The 14,895-nt window shown below is 40.0% G+C and carries 11 protein-coding genes; 8 read left to right on the top strand and 3 right to left on the bottom strand.

Features of this window, described 5'->3' with window-relative positions:
• Positions 1 to 14: 14 nt before the first annotated feature.
• The 4 genes from BUF13_RS08220 (at position 15) to betA (ending at position 8,085) form a co-directional block, all read left to right on the top strand.
• Positions 15 to 3,248 carry a SusC/RagA family TonB-linked outer membrane protein gene (locus tag BUF13_RS08220; protein WP_083586404.1) on the top strand — a complete coding sequence of 1,078 codons (3,234 nt, stop codon included), beginning with the start codon at positions 15 to 17 and terminating at the stop codon, positions 3,246 to 3,248.
• Between the two features lie 17 nt (positions 3,249 to 3,265).
• Positions 3,266 to 5,062 (top strand): RagB/SusD family nutrient uptake outer membrane protein, encoded by a 1,797-nt coding sequence (locus tag BUF13_RS08215; protein ID WP_073571296.1) that lies wholly within the window; start codon positions 3,266 to 3,268, stop codon positions 5,060 to 5,062.
• Between the two features lie 68 nt (positions 5,063 to 5,130).
• Complete coding sequence (locus tag BUF13_RS08210; RefSeq protein ID WP_073571295.1) at positions 5,131 to 6,381, top strand: alkaline phosphatase family protein; 1,251 nt, start codon at positions 5,131 to 5,133, stop codon at positions 6,379 to 6,381.
• A gap of 63 nt (positions 6,382 to 6,444) precedes the next feature.
• Entirely contained in the window at positions 6,445 to 8,085 is a 1,641-nt protein-coding gene (gene betA, locus BUF13_RS08205; RefSeq protein WP_073571294.1) for a choline dehydrogenase, read from the top strand.
• 71 nt (positions 8,086 to 8,156) lie between these two features.
• Here betA and BUF13_RS08200 read toward each other — a convergent pair whose 3' ends face one another.
• Together BUF13_RS08200 and BUF13_RS08195 are read right to left on the bottom strand one after the other, a co-directional pair.
• Entirely contained in the window at positions 8,157 to 9,647 is a 1,491-nt protein-coding gene (locus tag BUF13_RS08200; protein ID WP_073571293.1) for a BCCT family transporter, read from the bottom strand.
• A 249-nt stretch (positions 9,648 to 9,896) separates the two neighbouring features.
• On the bottom strand, positions 9,897 to 10,505 hold the full coding sequence (locus tag BUF13_RS08195) for an energy transducer TonB (RefSeq protein ID WP_073571292.1): 609 nt from the start codon (positions 10,503 to 10,505) through the stop codon (positions 9,897 to 9,899).
• A 131-nt stretch (positions 10,506 to 10,636) separates the two neighbouring features.
• Here BUF13_RS08195 and BUF13_RS08190 point away from each other — a divergent pair, with 131 nt between their 5' ends.
• The 3 genes from BUF13_RS08190 to BUF13_RS08180 are packed head-to-tail and all read left to right on the top strand — an operon-like array spanning position 10,637 to position 12,052.
• On the top strand, positions 10,637 to 11,212 hold the full coding sequence (locus tag BUF13_RS08190) for a threonine/serine exporter family protein (RefSeq protein ID WP_073571291.1): 576 nt from the start codon (positions 10,637 to 10,639) through the stop codon (positions 11,210 to 11,212).
• Positions 11,199 to 11,486 carry a winged helix-turn-helix domain-containing protein gene (locus BUF13_RS08185; protein WP_134204385.1) on the top strand — a complete coding sequence of 96 codons (288 nt, stop codon included), beginning with the start codon at positions 11,199 to 11,201 and terminating at the stop codon, positions 11,484 to 11,486. The genes BUF13_RS08190 and BUF13_RS08185 overlap by 14 nt, the downstream gene beginning before the upstream one ends.
• A 44-nt stretch (positions 11,487 to 11,530) precedes the next feature.
• Entirely contained in the window at positions 11,531 to 12,052 is a 522-nt protein-coding gene (locus BUF13_RS08180; RefSeq protein ID WP_073571289.1) for a hypothetical protein, read from the top strand.
• 43 nt (positions 12,053 to 12,095) lie between these two features.
• On the opposite strand, the gene BUF13_RS08175 is transcribed toward BUF13_RS08180, so the two are convergent.
• A complete protein-coding gene (locus tag BUF13_RS08175) occupies positions 12,096 to 13,982 on the bottom strand; it encodes a mucoidy inhibitor MuiA family protein (RefSeq protein ID WP_073571288.1) in 1,887 nt (628 codons plus the stop codon).
• 121 nt (positions 13,983 to 14,103) lie between these two features.
• Here BUF13_RS08175 and BUF13_RS08170 point away from each other — a divergent pair, with 121 nt between their 5' ends.
• Positions 14,104 to 14,886: an undecaprenyl-diphosphate phosphatase gene (locus BUF13_RS08170; protein ID WP_073571287.1), complete on the top strand. Its 783-nt coding sequence runs from the start codon at positions 14,104 to 14,106 to the stop codon at positions 14,884 to 14,886.
• Positions 14,887 to 14,895 lie beyond the last annotated feature (9 nt).

Here is a 14,895-nt window from a genome sequence, read left to right as displayed (position 1 = left end):
CAATAGAATAATTTATGAAACACGTTTTACGAAGAATCTCTGTCCGGCACACCTTCATAAGAGGGATGGGGCTATGGGCTTTGGTCATGCTGGCGGTGGTATTTCAATCACTTGCTCAGACTCAAGTGAAAGGAAATGTTACTGACAATTCGGGGCTTGGGATGCCAGGAGTTTCTGTATTGGAAAAAGGAACTCAAAACGGTACCATTACAGGTTTGGATGGAGAGTTCTCCATTTCAACCAGTTCAGAAAACTCCGTGTTGATTTTTTCTTTTATCGGCTATCAAACGATTGAGATGCCTGTCGATGGTCAGTCGACTATCAATATCACCCTTAAGGAAGAAGATACTCTTCTAGATCAAGTGGTGGTGGTTGGTTACGGCACTCAAAGAAAAGTCAATGTAACCGGTGCAGTTGATCAAGTAAGTGGTGAAGATATTATCGATAGACCGATTGCAAACTTGGTTCAAGGTCTTCAGGGAATGAGCCCTGGACTGAACATCACCTATCAAGGAGGTCGTCCAGGATCTGTTCCAAACATTAATATTCGTGGATTTACTTCCATTAATGGGGGTGGTCCACTTATCGTGATTGATGGTGTAGCAGGAAACAACAGTGACTTGCTACGTTTGAATCCATCAGATATTGAGTCTTACTCAGTATTAAGAGATGCCGCCTCAGCTGCTATTTATGGAGCAAGAGCTGCTTTCGGGGTGATTTTGATCACTACCAAAAAAGGCCAAGAAGGAAGACAAAAGATCAGTTATAATAATTATTTCTCTTGGGGTAGACCAACAGTTTTGGTTGAGCCAGTGACAGATCCATATATCTACTCCAGAGTATTGGAGACTTCTACTAATAATACTCCTTGGGATTATGTAAACTATTCTGATCAGCATTATCAGTGGGCAAAGGAAAGATCTGAAGATCCTTCTGTGGAAGATACCCGATTGGATCCTAACAACCCAAATCTTTGGGCATATATGGGGAACAACAACTGGTATGATTACTTCTTCAGTCCATCCTCTTTCTCTCAAAACCATAGCCTTTCCATCAGTGGAAGCAGTGGTGGAAAAGTTCCAGTTTCTTATTACGTATCTGGTGACTATACCAATGAGAATGGTTTGAACAAACTAGCGGATGATTATTGGGATAGATACTCCTTGAGATCAAGAGTGACGGCTAATCCATTGCCTTGGTTGAATGTGGATAACAACCTAAATATCTATCAAACCAAGCGAGCAGATCCAACCAATAGCATCACAGATATCTACTATCTACAGCCAACTGATGTCGCTGTGAACCCTGATGGTACTTGGGCAAACACTAGCGCTGGTAGACTTGCTGGTAGGTTGACCGATGGAGGTAAAAACGAAGAGAATATGTTTGGTTTCCACAATATTCTCAGAACGACTGGTACATTCTTGAATGGTGACCTGACAGTGAATGCCAATGCTAGTTTCAAAAGAGAGCAATGGAAATATCACAGAGACCAAAGAAGATACAATATCGGATACGGTCCTGGTGATGTAAGAGCTGCAGGAGGTGATGGGTCCGTGATCGAAAGAAATGGAGACTTGTCAGATATCATTCTAGACCTATACGGTCGCTACGAAAAAACATTGGGAGACCATACTTTCGGAATTCTAGCTGGATATAACCAGCAGAGCTATACCTACAGCACTATTCAGGCTGAAAAGAGAATTTTGATTTCCTCTTCTCTCCCTTATATCGGATTGACAACTGGTGATGCCTTTATCACTCCTACTTACAGCACTTACGGTACGCGAAGTGTCTTCGGAAGAGCAAATTATTCTTTCAAAAACAAGTACATACTTGAATTGAATGGGAGATATGATGGTTCATCTAGGTTCCCTTCTTCCAATAGATGGGGCTTCTTCCCTTCTGTTTCAGGTTCTTGGTTGATGATGGATGAAGATTTCTTTTCCGGTTTGACTAATACGGTTTCTACCTTTAAGCTTAGAGCATCATACGGTGGATTGGGTAACCAAAATGTAAGTGACTTCGGATATATTCAGGCTTTGCCTACTGGCCTATCTAGTTACTTGATCAATGGTGATAGACAAACTATAATCACTTCATCTCCTTCCTTGGCTGTTGATCCCAACTTCTACACTTGGGAGCAGGTGGTAACATCCAACTTCGGTTTGGACTTCGGAATGCTGGCTGATCGAATCACTGGATCATTTGATTACTTTGTGAGGGATACCAAAGGAATGTTGACGGATCCTGTTGAGCTGCCAGGTGTATTGGGAACAAGTCCTCCAAAGCAAAATGCAGCTGATTTAAGAACCAAAGGATTTGAATTGACTTTGGGCTATAGAGATACTTATGGAAGTACAGCCAACCCTGTCAATTTCGGAATGAGGTTGGTTCTTTCAGACTCTAGATCTGAGATTACCAAATTCCAAAATGAGCAGAATTTGTTCTCCAACTATCGAGTAGGACAGCAAATCGGTGAGCTATGGGGATTGGTAAATGACGGGATGTTCCAATCCGAAGATGAGATCGAGCAGTTGGATCAATCTGCTATTGTCCCTTGGGGAGCATTGGACATCGTACCTGGCTGGCCAAAATATGTGGACTTGGATGGTGATGGCAAAATCGAAAGAGGTCAGACCACCGATGACCCAAAAGATCTTCAAGTGATTGGAAATACTTCTGCCAGATATAGATATGGAGCAAATGTAGATGTTGCTTGGAGTGGATTTGACTTGTCAGTTTTTGTTCAAGGTGTTGGAAAAAGAGATTACTATCCTCATCACTACTTGTTCTGGGGGCCATATCAGCAGCCCTATGCGAATGTTTATCCATGGAATCTAGACTTCTACAGAGGTCAGGCCGATAGCGAAGCCTTAATGGCTCAACATTCTCAATCCTATATCGATGCTGGATTAGCAGAGGCTAATTTGGATTCAGAATATCCAATTCTTCAGTCTTGGTTGGCAGATAACAATTATGGTTCTGGTCTGGATATTCCTCAGACAAAATACTTGTTAAGCGCAGCTTATTTGAGAATCAAAAATGTGACTCTTGGCTATACTTTCCCTGAAGTAATTACCGATAAAATCAAAGTAGATAGAGTAAGAGTGTTTGTATCCGGTGAAAACCTATTTGAGTTTTCTTCCATCAAGAAATTTATAGATCCTGAAGCAATCAATGATGGCTATGGATGGGCTTATCCATTCCAGCGCAAATTATCATTTGGGGTTAATATCGATTTATAATTAAGAAGGATAAAATCATGAAAAAATATATAGTAATAATCGGGGCGATGTTTGCCTTATCATCTTGCCAAGAAGATTTCTTGGACAGATATCCTCAAACATCTGTAGCTCCTGAAGAGTTTTTCAAAACAGAGCAAGATCTTGAGCTTTATGTCAATGGTTTGTTATCCATGCCTGGTAGAGGCAGCTTTTTGGATGACCAAAGCAGCGACAATATGGCTACCACAGCAGCTGTGGAAATCAAAAATATCATGACAGGTACTCCATCTTCCCAAACTGTGACCAGTGGTTGGAATTGGGGCCGATTAAGAAATATCAATTACTTTCTGGACAATTATGGAAAAGCAGAAACTTCAACTTCTGATGAGGTAGTTTCTCACTATGTTGGTTTGGCGAGGTATTACAGAGCTTATTTCTATTTTGACATGGTCCAGCGTTATTCTGATGTGCCATGGTATGACAAGACGTTGAATCCGGGTGATGAAGATCTTTACAAAGCTCGTGATCCAAGAGATGTCGTGATGGCAAATGTGATTGAAGATCTAGAATTTGCAGTAGCAAATGTAAGAGAGTCAGTTCCTCAAGGAACTCCAGATTTATATGCTGTGAAAGCGTTCTTTGCAAGAGTTGCTTTGTATGAAGGAACGTATAGAAAATACCATTCTGAGTTAGGATTGGAGGCATCTGCAGATTCTTTCTTGCAGATGGCTGTGGATCAGGCGACAGAAATCATGGAGTCTGGAATGTTTTCTATTTACATGACAGGAAATCCTCAAAGTGACTACGGAACTTTGTTTACCAGTACAAATTTGACCGGAAATCCTGAAGTGATTCTGAATAATGCTTACGATGTCAACAAAGACAGAAGCAGTGATAATAATCGAGGAATTTTTGGGGATTATGAGCAGTCTCCTTCCCGTGATTTAGTCATGACTTACTTGATGGCAGACGGGACTCCTTATACTGATATTGATGGATATAAAGAGATGACTTTTGTAGAGGAGTTCCAAAATAGAGATCCTAGACTAGCACAGACTGTCGCATATCCAGGATGGATTTTGGCTCCAAATTCGACGCCATACATTCAAACTTTGAACAAAAACTTCACGGGTTATCATCAAATCAAAGGCTATAAAAACACGGTGGATAACATTGATGTTGCGAGTGTTGACTTTGCAGTTTACAGATATGCAGAAGTATTGTTGACTTTGGCAGAAGCAAAAGCTGAATTGAATACGCTAAGTCAATCGGATCTTGATGCGACAATCAATGTGCTAAGAACTAGAGCTGGAATGCCAGCTTTGACTATGGCAGAAGCCAATGCTAATCCTGATCAATTCCTTGTTGATAAATATTCTCAAGTTTCTGGTTCCAATCAAGGTGTTTTGTTGGAAATCAGAAGAGAAAGAAGAATTGAAATGGCCATGGAAGGCTATCGTTATGATGACTTGATGAGATGGAATGCTGGTCAGCTTCTAGCTGAAATTCCTCAAGGAATGTATTTCCCTGGTCTTGGAAAATATGACATGACTGGAGACGGTATTGAAGACATCATTTTGATCAATAAAGATGCAGATATTCCTGTAGGAGATGAAAAAGAGCAAAATAGCCTGGGTGTTGATTTGATCTATTACAAAGCAGGAACTATCGATGAAAATGTTGGAGTATTCTTAGAGAATGGGGAAAACGGAGGAAATATGGTTACCGAAACAAAAACCAGAACCTTTGAAGAGCCGAAGTATTATTACAGACCGGTTCCTATCCAGCAAGTGACACTTAACCCGAATCTTACTCAGATTTTTGGGTGGGATTAATTTAAATTAGAAACCAATATGAGCCCGGGGAGTACCTCCGGGCTTTCTAAAGTTCTACACACAACGAAATGAAGAAATTTATTTGGGCAATTTGCTCCGGCATATTGCTATTTCAGGGTTGCTCTACTCCAGAAAAAAAGGAAGAGTCAGTTGAAAAAAAAGTACTCTTTGTAATTGTTGATGGGATCCCTGATGATGTCATAGATTCTGTTGCAACTCCAAATTTGGATAAAATCATTGCAGAAGGTGGGTTCATGCGAGCTACCATGGGAGGTGAAAAAGATGGCTATAGCCAAACGCCTACGATTTCTGCAGTTGGATACAATTCAGTATTGACAGGGGTTTGGACAAACAAGCACAACGTTTGGGGAAATAGTATCAAAGACCCAAACTATCATTATCCGACAATATTTAGGTTGTTCAAGGACCAGCATCCAGATAAATCTATTGGGATTTTCTCCACTTGGTTGGATAATAGAACCAAATTGGCTGGGGCAGAACTTCCTCAAACGGGTGGATTGACTTTCGATTACCATTTCGATGGTTTGGAATTGGATACTGTCAAATATCCACATGATGATGAAAGAATTTTCATCCATAATATTGACGAGGAAGTTTCCAAAGCTGCCGCTAAAGCAATTAGTGAAAACGCCCCGGATCTTTCTTGGATGTATCTAGAGTTTACAGATGATATGTCTCATATGTTTGGAAATAGCCCACAATTCGTCGATGCAGTAGAAAAAGCTGATGTCCAAATTGGAAGAGTCTGGGATGCAATCATGGAAAGAGAAGCAAACTTCAATGAGGACTGGTTGATCGTGATCACCACGGATCATGGAAGAGGGGATGATGGCTATGGACATGGAGGTCAGAGTGATAGAGAGAGAAGTATTTGGATCGCTACGAATGCGGAAGATTTGAATGCTCACTTTGCAGAGAGAGGACAAACAGTAGATATTTTGCCTTCCATCGCTAATTTCCTAAACCTTGAAATCCCTAAAGAAGAGGCAATGGAACTAGATGGAGTTCCTTTCATTGGGGAGGTAGATGCTAGCCAATTGAAGGCTGTTAAAGCTGGAGATTCCATCGATTTGACATGGCATTCGCTTTCTCAAGCAGAAAAAGGTCAGGTTTGGGTGAGCACAACAAACGAATTCAAAACTGGAGGTAAAGACACATATAAATCAATGGGGGAAGCAAATCTAAAAGATGGTAAATTCTCCTTTTCAACCGAAGGTTTGGATTCTGATTTCTACAAAATTGTGTTGGAAACACCTTCTGGTTATTTGAATTATTGGATTATTGAAGAGACAAATTAAGATTAGATTCAAGCTCAAGCAAGGAGACCTTGTCTATCTTATTCATGGAAATAAATACGATTGATGACGTACGATTATATCATTGTTGGTGGAGGCTCTGCTGGTGCCGTTCTCACCAATCGACTTAGTGAAAATTCAGCAAATCAAGTCCTAGTCTTAGAAGCTGGTCGACCGGATTATAAATGGGATTTTAGAATCCACATGCCGGCAGCATTGACTTACCTTTTGACAGGTACCAACTACAATTGGGGGTATTCTTCTGATCCAGAGCCCCACATGAACAATCGAAGAATTGCTCAGCCGAGAGGAAAAGTTTTGGGTGGCTCTTCCTGTATCAATGGTATGATTTGGATTCGTGGAAATGCCATGGATTTCGAAAAGTGGTCCAAAGATGAAGGATTGGAGGATTGGGATTATGCACATTGTCTTCCTTATTTCAAAAGAGTAGAAGAGAGATTGATTGGAGGAGATGATTATAGAGGTAACGAAGGGAATCTGAAATTGACGACTCCTGAATGTGATAATCCTCTTTTTGATGCCTTTTTTGAATCAGTTCAAGAAGCTGGCTATCCTTTGACCGATGACGTGAATGGGTATCAGCAAGAAGGCTTCGGCAAGTTTGACCAGACGATCTACAATTCTAGAAGGCTCAATGCAGCTCGAGCATATATTCATCCTATCAAGGATCAGCGCAAAAACCTACATGTAGAAACTCAAGCGACTGTTTTGAGGATTTTGTTTGAAGGAAAGAAGGCAGTTGGAGTTGAATACAAGCAGGGAGGAAAAATCAAGCAAGTCTACGGGAAAGAGATCATCTCCTGTGGAGGGGCTATCAATTCTCCTCAGCTTTTGCAAGTTTCTGGAGTAGGAAATGCTGAGCATTTGAAAAGTTTGGGGATTCCTGTAGTCCATGATTTGCCTGGCGTAGGAGAAGATCTTCAAGATCACTTGGAAGTATATGTTCAGTGGGCTTGCAAAAAACCGGTGAGTATGTATCCTTCACTGAGCCCTTGGAGAGCACCAAAAATTGGTTTCGACTGGTTGTTTAGAAAGAAAGGTGTCGGTGCTTCTAATCATTTTGAGGCAGGTGGTTTTATTAGAGGGAATGATGAAGTAGAATATCCAAACCTACAGTTTCACTTCTTGCCAATTGCAATCAGATATGATGGATCCGCTCCTAAAGAAGGACATGGCTTCCAACTTCATGTCGGACCTATGAATACTGACGTGAGAGGTCGGGTGAAAATCAAATCAGCTGACCCTACAGAATATCCAAGTATCCTTTTCAATTACCTCTCTACCGAGAAAGAAAAGAAAGAATGGATAGAAGCGATTCGGCTTTCCAGAAAAATCATTGAAACCCAGGCAATGGGAGAATTGAGAGGAGAAGAATTGTCTCCTGGAAAGGACGTTCAGACTGATGAAGAGATCCTAGATTTTGTAGCCAAAGAAGGAGAAAGCGCATATCATCCTTGTGCTACCTGTAGAATGGGTGTCGGACCAATGGATGTGACTGACCCGAAAACCTTGAAAGTTCATGGGGTGGAAAATCTACGAGTAGTGGATGCTTCTGTTTTTCCTTACGTGACGAATGGGAATATTTATTCACCAGTCATGATGGTTGCTGAGAAAGCTGCTGATATCATTTTGGGAAATAAGCCGCTCGAGCCTGAGCACGTTCCTTTTTACAAAAAGCAAGATTAATCAAGCGTGAAAAAAGCTCTTCAAATTCAATTTTGAAGAGCTTTGAGTAGCAATTAAAGGCCAGGGATTTCTTATTCCTGGCTTTCTTTTTTCTCTTCCATATATTTTTTCAAGGCTTTGTTTACTGAGTAGCAAACTAGGAGCATTAGGACACAAACTGGTAAGCCCGTGACCAAAGATCCTGTTTGCAAGGCGATTAATCCACCACCTAAAACAAGAACCGAAGCAACTGCTCCTTCGGTCAATGCCCAGAAAATTCTCAGTTTCACCGGAGTGTCATCTTTTCCACCGCTCGTGATAAAATCAATGACTAAGGATCCGCTATCTGAGGACGTGACAAAGAAAATTACTCCTGCCATTACCACAAATAGGATACTGACATAGGGAAGCGGGAACATTTGAAGGAGAGTATATAAACCAGTGTTGATATTTTCTTGAACTGCTTCACTGATTCCGCCTGCTCCGAATAGTTCGACATGAAATGCAGTGCTTCCAAAAATGGAAATCCAAACAATACTAGCTGCTGTTGGACCAAGTAATACACCCAGAATAAATTCTCTGATTGTTCTTCCTTTGGAAATTCTTGCAATAAATAGTCCTACAAAAGGCGCCCAGGCAAACCACCAAGCCCAATAAAAGAAGGTCCACCCATCCATCCAATGGGTGCCTTGGAAGATTTCCATCCATGTTGCTGTACCTATCAAGCTTTGGATATAGAATCCTGTACTTTGGACTGTAGACCCAATAATAAACAAGGTTGGTCCAACAATAAGCATAAATGCCATCAGGATAATCGCCATAAATGAAGCGATTTTACTGAGAAGCTGGATCCCATTATGAAGACCAGAAACTACTGAGATAGTGGCACAAATAGTGATGATTCCAATAAGGATTACTTGAACTTCCGGGCTTTCTTTGACCCCAAAGAGGTAATTCATTCCGGAATTGATATGCTGAATCCCCAATCCCAAGGTAGTAGCTAGTCCAAACATGGTGGCTACTACTGCCATAGTGTCGATAAAATGGCCGATTGGACCTTTCAGTTTGTCGCCCAAAATGGGATAAAGGATCCATCTTACTCCCAAAGGAAGACCTCGATTGTAAGTAAAAAATGCAATGGCCAATCCCATTAATGCATAGACTCCCCAGCCATGAAGACCCCAGTGCAAATAGGAAAGATTTAATGCATTTTTGGCGGCGGTCAAAGTTCCAGCTTCGCCTATCGGAGGATTGGTAAAATGACTGATGGGTTCTGCTACTGCGTAGAACATCAATACCAATCCGATCCCTGCATTAAAGAGCATGCTGAGCCAAGCAAAAGTGCTGAATTCTGGTTTGGCTTTAGGGCCTCCGAGACGGATAGTTTTGAACTTGCCAAATCCCAGGAAAATACAGAAAACAAGGACCACATTGACGGCAATTACATAGAGCCAGCCAAAGTCCTGTGAGATCAGTGCCTGCAATGATTCAAACAAGGATCCGACGGATTCTTGAAAGATCAAAGTAAGGGTGACAAAGATGAGAATTAAAGCAGCTGAAGGGAAGAAAACCCAAGGTTGAATGCTTTTGAAAAAGGAAGGTTGGGCGCTTTTTGAACTTTCGATAATAATGTCGGTTTATTGGCTAATTTAAGGCTTTTTTGGCCCTTAAGAAAGGAAAACCCGGCATTAAAAATTGCTTTTTACAGGATAAAATGTTTCTGTTTTTATGATCATTGTATAATGAAAAAATATAGTCTAAAAATACTGTTTAATTTTCTCTAAAAAGAGGTGAATTAGGATTGATTTTGGTCACTCAATACCTTCTTAAAACTACCTTACTGCTTGAATAATTACTGTACTAAGCATCTCTTTTTTTAGGTACCGAGTCTTCATAAAATCCTCTTGAAATTTCGTAGTCTCTCCAGTATTATTATAGACTTGAGATCTTAAAAAATAGAGTTCTGGGTCATAAGGATTTTCTGCTATCAAACGCTCTATTTCTTCCATTGCTTCTTGGTATTTTTCCTTTTCAATTAATTTTGAAACTGCAGTTTTATAGCTAATTGGCCTTCCTCTAGCCAACTCAGATTTGAAGTTAAAATTCAACAAATATTTAGTATCAAATTCACGTCCTTCTAGGTATTCGGGCTCCCAGTTTTCTTTTAAAATTGCAACAGATTTCATCACTTCATTCATCAATGGTGCATGACTTTCTTCCAAAACAAAGACGCTATCCAGCATCCCTTTTGAATCTATTTTTATCGAAAGAAGTATGTTCCCGCCTTCTCTTTTTTGACGAGATTCGGCGGGAAATTTTAAACTTTTTGCGAGAATTTCATTGACTTTTTGAGGGTAATCAGCCTTAAATTCAGCTTGTGAAAGTGCAATAGAAATGCTTGAAAATAAGATGAATAGTGTTGAAAAAAGCGGTTTTGCCATGTTTAAAAGTTTGAATTATAAATTTAAGTATAGAGAAAATTGATTAATTCTCGAATATTTTCATAAATAAAATAGTTTATAAAATAAACCTATTTATATTTAACCCGTTATGTCTTTAGAAACGGAACAATATGGAAAAATCATTAACCAGTGAAGAGTCGCTGAGTATCATCACAGAGATGATAAGTAAGGCGAAAAAAGATACTGCCGGAGACGGTGGTTTTCAGTTGCTCCTTTGGGGCTGGGTAATTGCGATTTGCAATTTGGGACATTATGCTTTAGGGATCCTAGGATATGAAAAACCTTACATGATTTGGTGGCTGGTAGTGCCGGCAGTTTTTGTAAGCTTTTGGCATGGATTCAAAAATTCTAAAAAGGAAAGGATCAAGTCCCACATTAGCCAGGTAGTCAATCAATTGTGGATGGTGGTATTTGCCGGAATCATGATCACTTTGGCTTTTATGCCAGTATTGGGGTTTAATCAAAACCCTGTTATTCTGATTATTACGGGTATTGGGATGTTTGTTACAGGAGCTTTGATTCAAGTTTCAATAGTCAGAAATGGAGGGGTTTTATTGCTGGTAGCAGCAGTGATAGCTTTTCTATTACCGGTTTCTCAACAGTTTTTGCTGTCCGGAATTGCTGTCATTTTGGGTTATCTTGTGCCCGGCTATTACATGAAAAAGAAGTATCGTGAGCGAGTTTAAACCATTAGATCCTCTTTTGCATTCTCAGTTGCGGTTGGCCGTGATGTCATTGCTCCTGAGTGTGGATGAGGCGGAATTTACCTTTATTAAAGAGAAAACAGAATCAACTGCAGGGAACCTTTCTGTCCAATTGGATAAGTTGGAAAAAGCAGGGTATGTCCAAATCGAAAAGTCTTTTCGTGGTAAAAGACCTTTGACTACCTGTAAAATCACCCAAGTAGGTGTGAAAGCCTTCGAATCCTATGTAGAAAACCTCAAAAAATACATCACATAAAAAAATTTTCTAAAAAAAGTTTATAATATAAACCAATTTATATCATGAAAACAGTATTCAAAATTTATCTGTTTGCAGCCTGTATGATGGGGTTTTTAAATCTGGCCCATGGACAGAGTTATGACTTGAGTCCTGTGGCTCAGGAAAAAATGGAAGCTTTAGCTTTTCTGGTTGGAGACTGGAAAGGAAGCGGGTGGATGATCACTCCGGATCAACAACGTCACACTTTTGAACAGATTGAAAAGGTGGAAATGCAACTGAGCGGGACCCATTTGATGATAGAAGGAAAGGGGATTTCGAATGGAAAAGTTATACACAATGCTTTGGCAGTTATTTCTCCTAAAGAAGAAAGTGGCCAGTTTGCTTTTAACTCATTCCTCCAAAGTGGCACTAGCGGAAGTTTCAAAGCTGAATTGAAAGGAGAAGTTTTGTATTGGTATCCCACAGAGCAAGTTCGCTATGTGATCCAGATCAATGAATCCGGTCAGTGGCACGAAATCGGTGAATATAATATGGGGACCGAATGGTTTCAGTTTTTCGAAATGACGCTTGATAAGGTAGATTAATCAATAGCCCCCGGTTTAAACCGGGGGCTATTATTTTCTTTTCCTAATCCAAAACCACCTTTTCATTTTTAGGATATTTCACTTCATATTGAAAAGTCAATTTTTCCTGAGATCCTGGTGGAATGGTGATATTCCAAGTGATGATCCCAGTTTCTTCATTCAGTATTCCACCAGAAATATTTCCCACTTCAACAGTGATATTTGAATTCACAGAGACAGGAATCTGATCAATAATCTGAAGATTGACAGCTTGGGATTTATTGTTTCTTACAGTGATCTCATAGCCTCGGCTTTCGGTGATATTGGAGCCAATCGTTCGCTTTTTGGCAAATTCATCCACTTTTTCTCTCTGGATCACTATGCTTCGATCCCGTCCCATGGAGACTGAAAGTGTATCTTCCAGAGAGGCTGCATTCAAGATTGATCTCCCCACAAAACCATCTTCGAAATACAAATTGCTTTCTCCCTCGAGTAAAGAATATTGATTCCAATCACTGATTTGGGCGATTAGGAAGGCATCATTGTCGATTTTTGGAATGGCTTTATATTGGTAATTGGCCGGGATATCGTAGGCTTTCAAGTCAACCAAAGTCCGTTCACCATTCGTTTTGATGGAGTAGGGTTCAGTGACTTCAATTTCTACCGTTGTCTGGTTTTCTTGGAAGGTGGTTTCTAGAATTGGAGCCGATGGGGGAGGAAATACGGATTCTTCATCAGCTACCTCCACTATAGAACCAGTTAATGCTCTTTTATTTCTATTTCCATACCCTGTTGTCACCACTTCATTCAATGCTTGCATATCTTCCCGTAAAGAAATATTGATGGAGGATCTACTTCGGATTGGTGTTTCTTGAACTTGGTATCCAATAAAAGAATAGTTTAAGGTATTCCCATTGGATGGAATCGTAATGCTATATCTTCCATCAAAATCCGTAACAGTCCCTATGGATGTTCCCTTGACCAAAACTGAAACACCTGGCAATGGTTCTCCATCTGTTGCACTTACCACCACACCGCTGACAGTGCCATTGAAAGGCTGTGTATTTCGAGGTTCGAAAACCGTCAATCTGGCATAATTCAGATTCCATTTATCCAGATTGGGAGCTACTCCACTTTGATTGGGATTTCCGTTGGAAAAACGAAGTTTGACATCCTTCCAGTCCACTCCAGTATTCTGATAAACTTCCGCTTTGTAGTTGATAGTTAGTGGGCTAGTTACATTTTTTACTCGAACATCATATTTTGGAAACCAACCTGCATTCGCTACTAAATAATTGAATTCAAACTGGGCTTTTCCAGCCGATGGAGCTTTGATTCTGATCCGGATTTCAGCTTTGGAATCTCTATTGCTTTCTCGGATGGCATTAATTTGATTTTCAAGTTTTCTGATTTCCTTGGAGCTTTCTGATATTCTATCATGGATAGTCAATTGCTCAGTTTTGATCTTCATCAGCTCCGTATCATAGAGTTCCAATGTCTGTCTAAATTCAGCTGATGTTAGACTCTGATTTCCACCTAGTTTTTTGTTAACATCCAATAGACTGACTTTTTCAGCCAAAACAGATAATCTCAATTCCTCTTTTTGGATATCCTTTTCTAAAGTTTTAATCTGGTTTTCAATCTTTTGAGTTGATTCACTCATCGCATCTTCAGTGAGATAATCCATCCGCTTGTTCACTGCCTGAATTGTAAAGTTCCCCAAGGCTTTGACTTGGATACTTTTTTCTTCGAGGTATGGAGATAGTCCTTTGATCACCACAGTAGACTCCCCTGAAGGGATGTTGGTTTCAGCTTTTTCAAAAACCTGTGCTCCATTTAAAAAGAGGGTGATTTCCTGAATTTTGGATTGGGTTTTTTCCTCTGGTAGATCTTGCGAAAAACTAGAAAAGCTTACTAAAAGACAGACTAAACCAAAAATGTAATTTTTCATAATGATGACGTTAGTTAATGGTAAGAAATGAAAATTCCTCAGATCTTGAAAGACCTTTATAAAAATTAACTAGTCATAGAAACTGGGTTTCTTATTTTTGCACAAATTCTAATCACCAAGCATGACTTTATTTCAATCAATTATCATAGCCATCGTAGAGGGGCTAACCGAATTTTTACCAGTTTCTTCCACAGGACATATGATTTTGGCTTCAGCAGCCATGGGAATTCACGATGATGAATTCGTGAAAACTTTCGAAGTTTTTATTCAGTTGGGAGCGATTTTGGCGATTGCGCTGATGTACATCAAGCGTTTTTTCAGAGGGCTACAAATTTATTACAAACTATTTGCAGCATTTGTCCCGACAGCGATTGTTGGGCTTTTGGCATATGACATCATCAAAGGATACCTATTCAATCCAGTTGTGGTTTCTATTTCCCTAATTATCGGTGGGGTTATCTTGATTTTGATCGATAAAAAAGTGGTCAGCAAAGAATCTGAATTGGCTGAAGTAGAGGATATTTCTTACAAGAATGCCTTTTTCATCGGATTGTTCCAGTGTCTATCCATGGTTCCAGGTACTTCCAGAGCAGCTGCTACCATCATCGGCGGGGTATTCAATGGCTTGGACAAAAAACAAGCGACTGAGTTTTCCTTCTTGTTGGCCGTCCCAACCATGATAGCTGCAGGGGGATATGACTTAATTAAATCCGAATTGGTTTTTACTCAAGCTCAAATCATGATGCTGGCTGTCGGGTCTTTGGTAGCTTTTATTTCCGCTTGGATTGCGGTGAAATTGTTCTTGAAATATGTTTCAAAAAATGGTTTTACAGCCTTTGGCTGGTACCGAATAGTCATCGGAATTTTGTTCTTGATCCTTATGTGGGGAACAGATTTAGGATAATTATTCTTA

It is taken from the genome of Algoriphagus zhangzhouensis (assembly GCF_900148515.1).
Classification (GTDB): domain Bacteria; phylum Bacteroidota; class Bacteroidia; order Cytophagales; family Cyclobacteriaceae; genus Algoriphagus; species Algoriphagus zhangzhouensis.
Note: the sequence above shows the minus strand (reverse complement) of the source record. Positions and strands in the feature narration are given on the sequence as shown.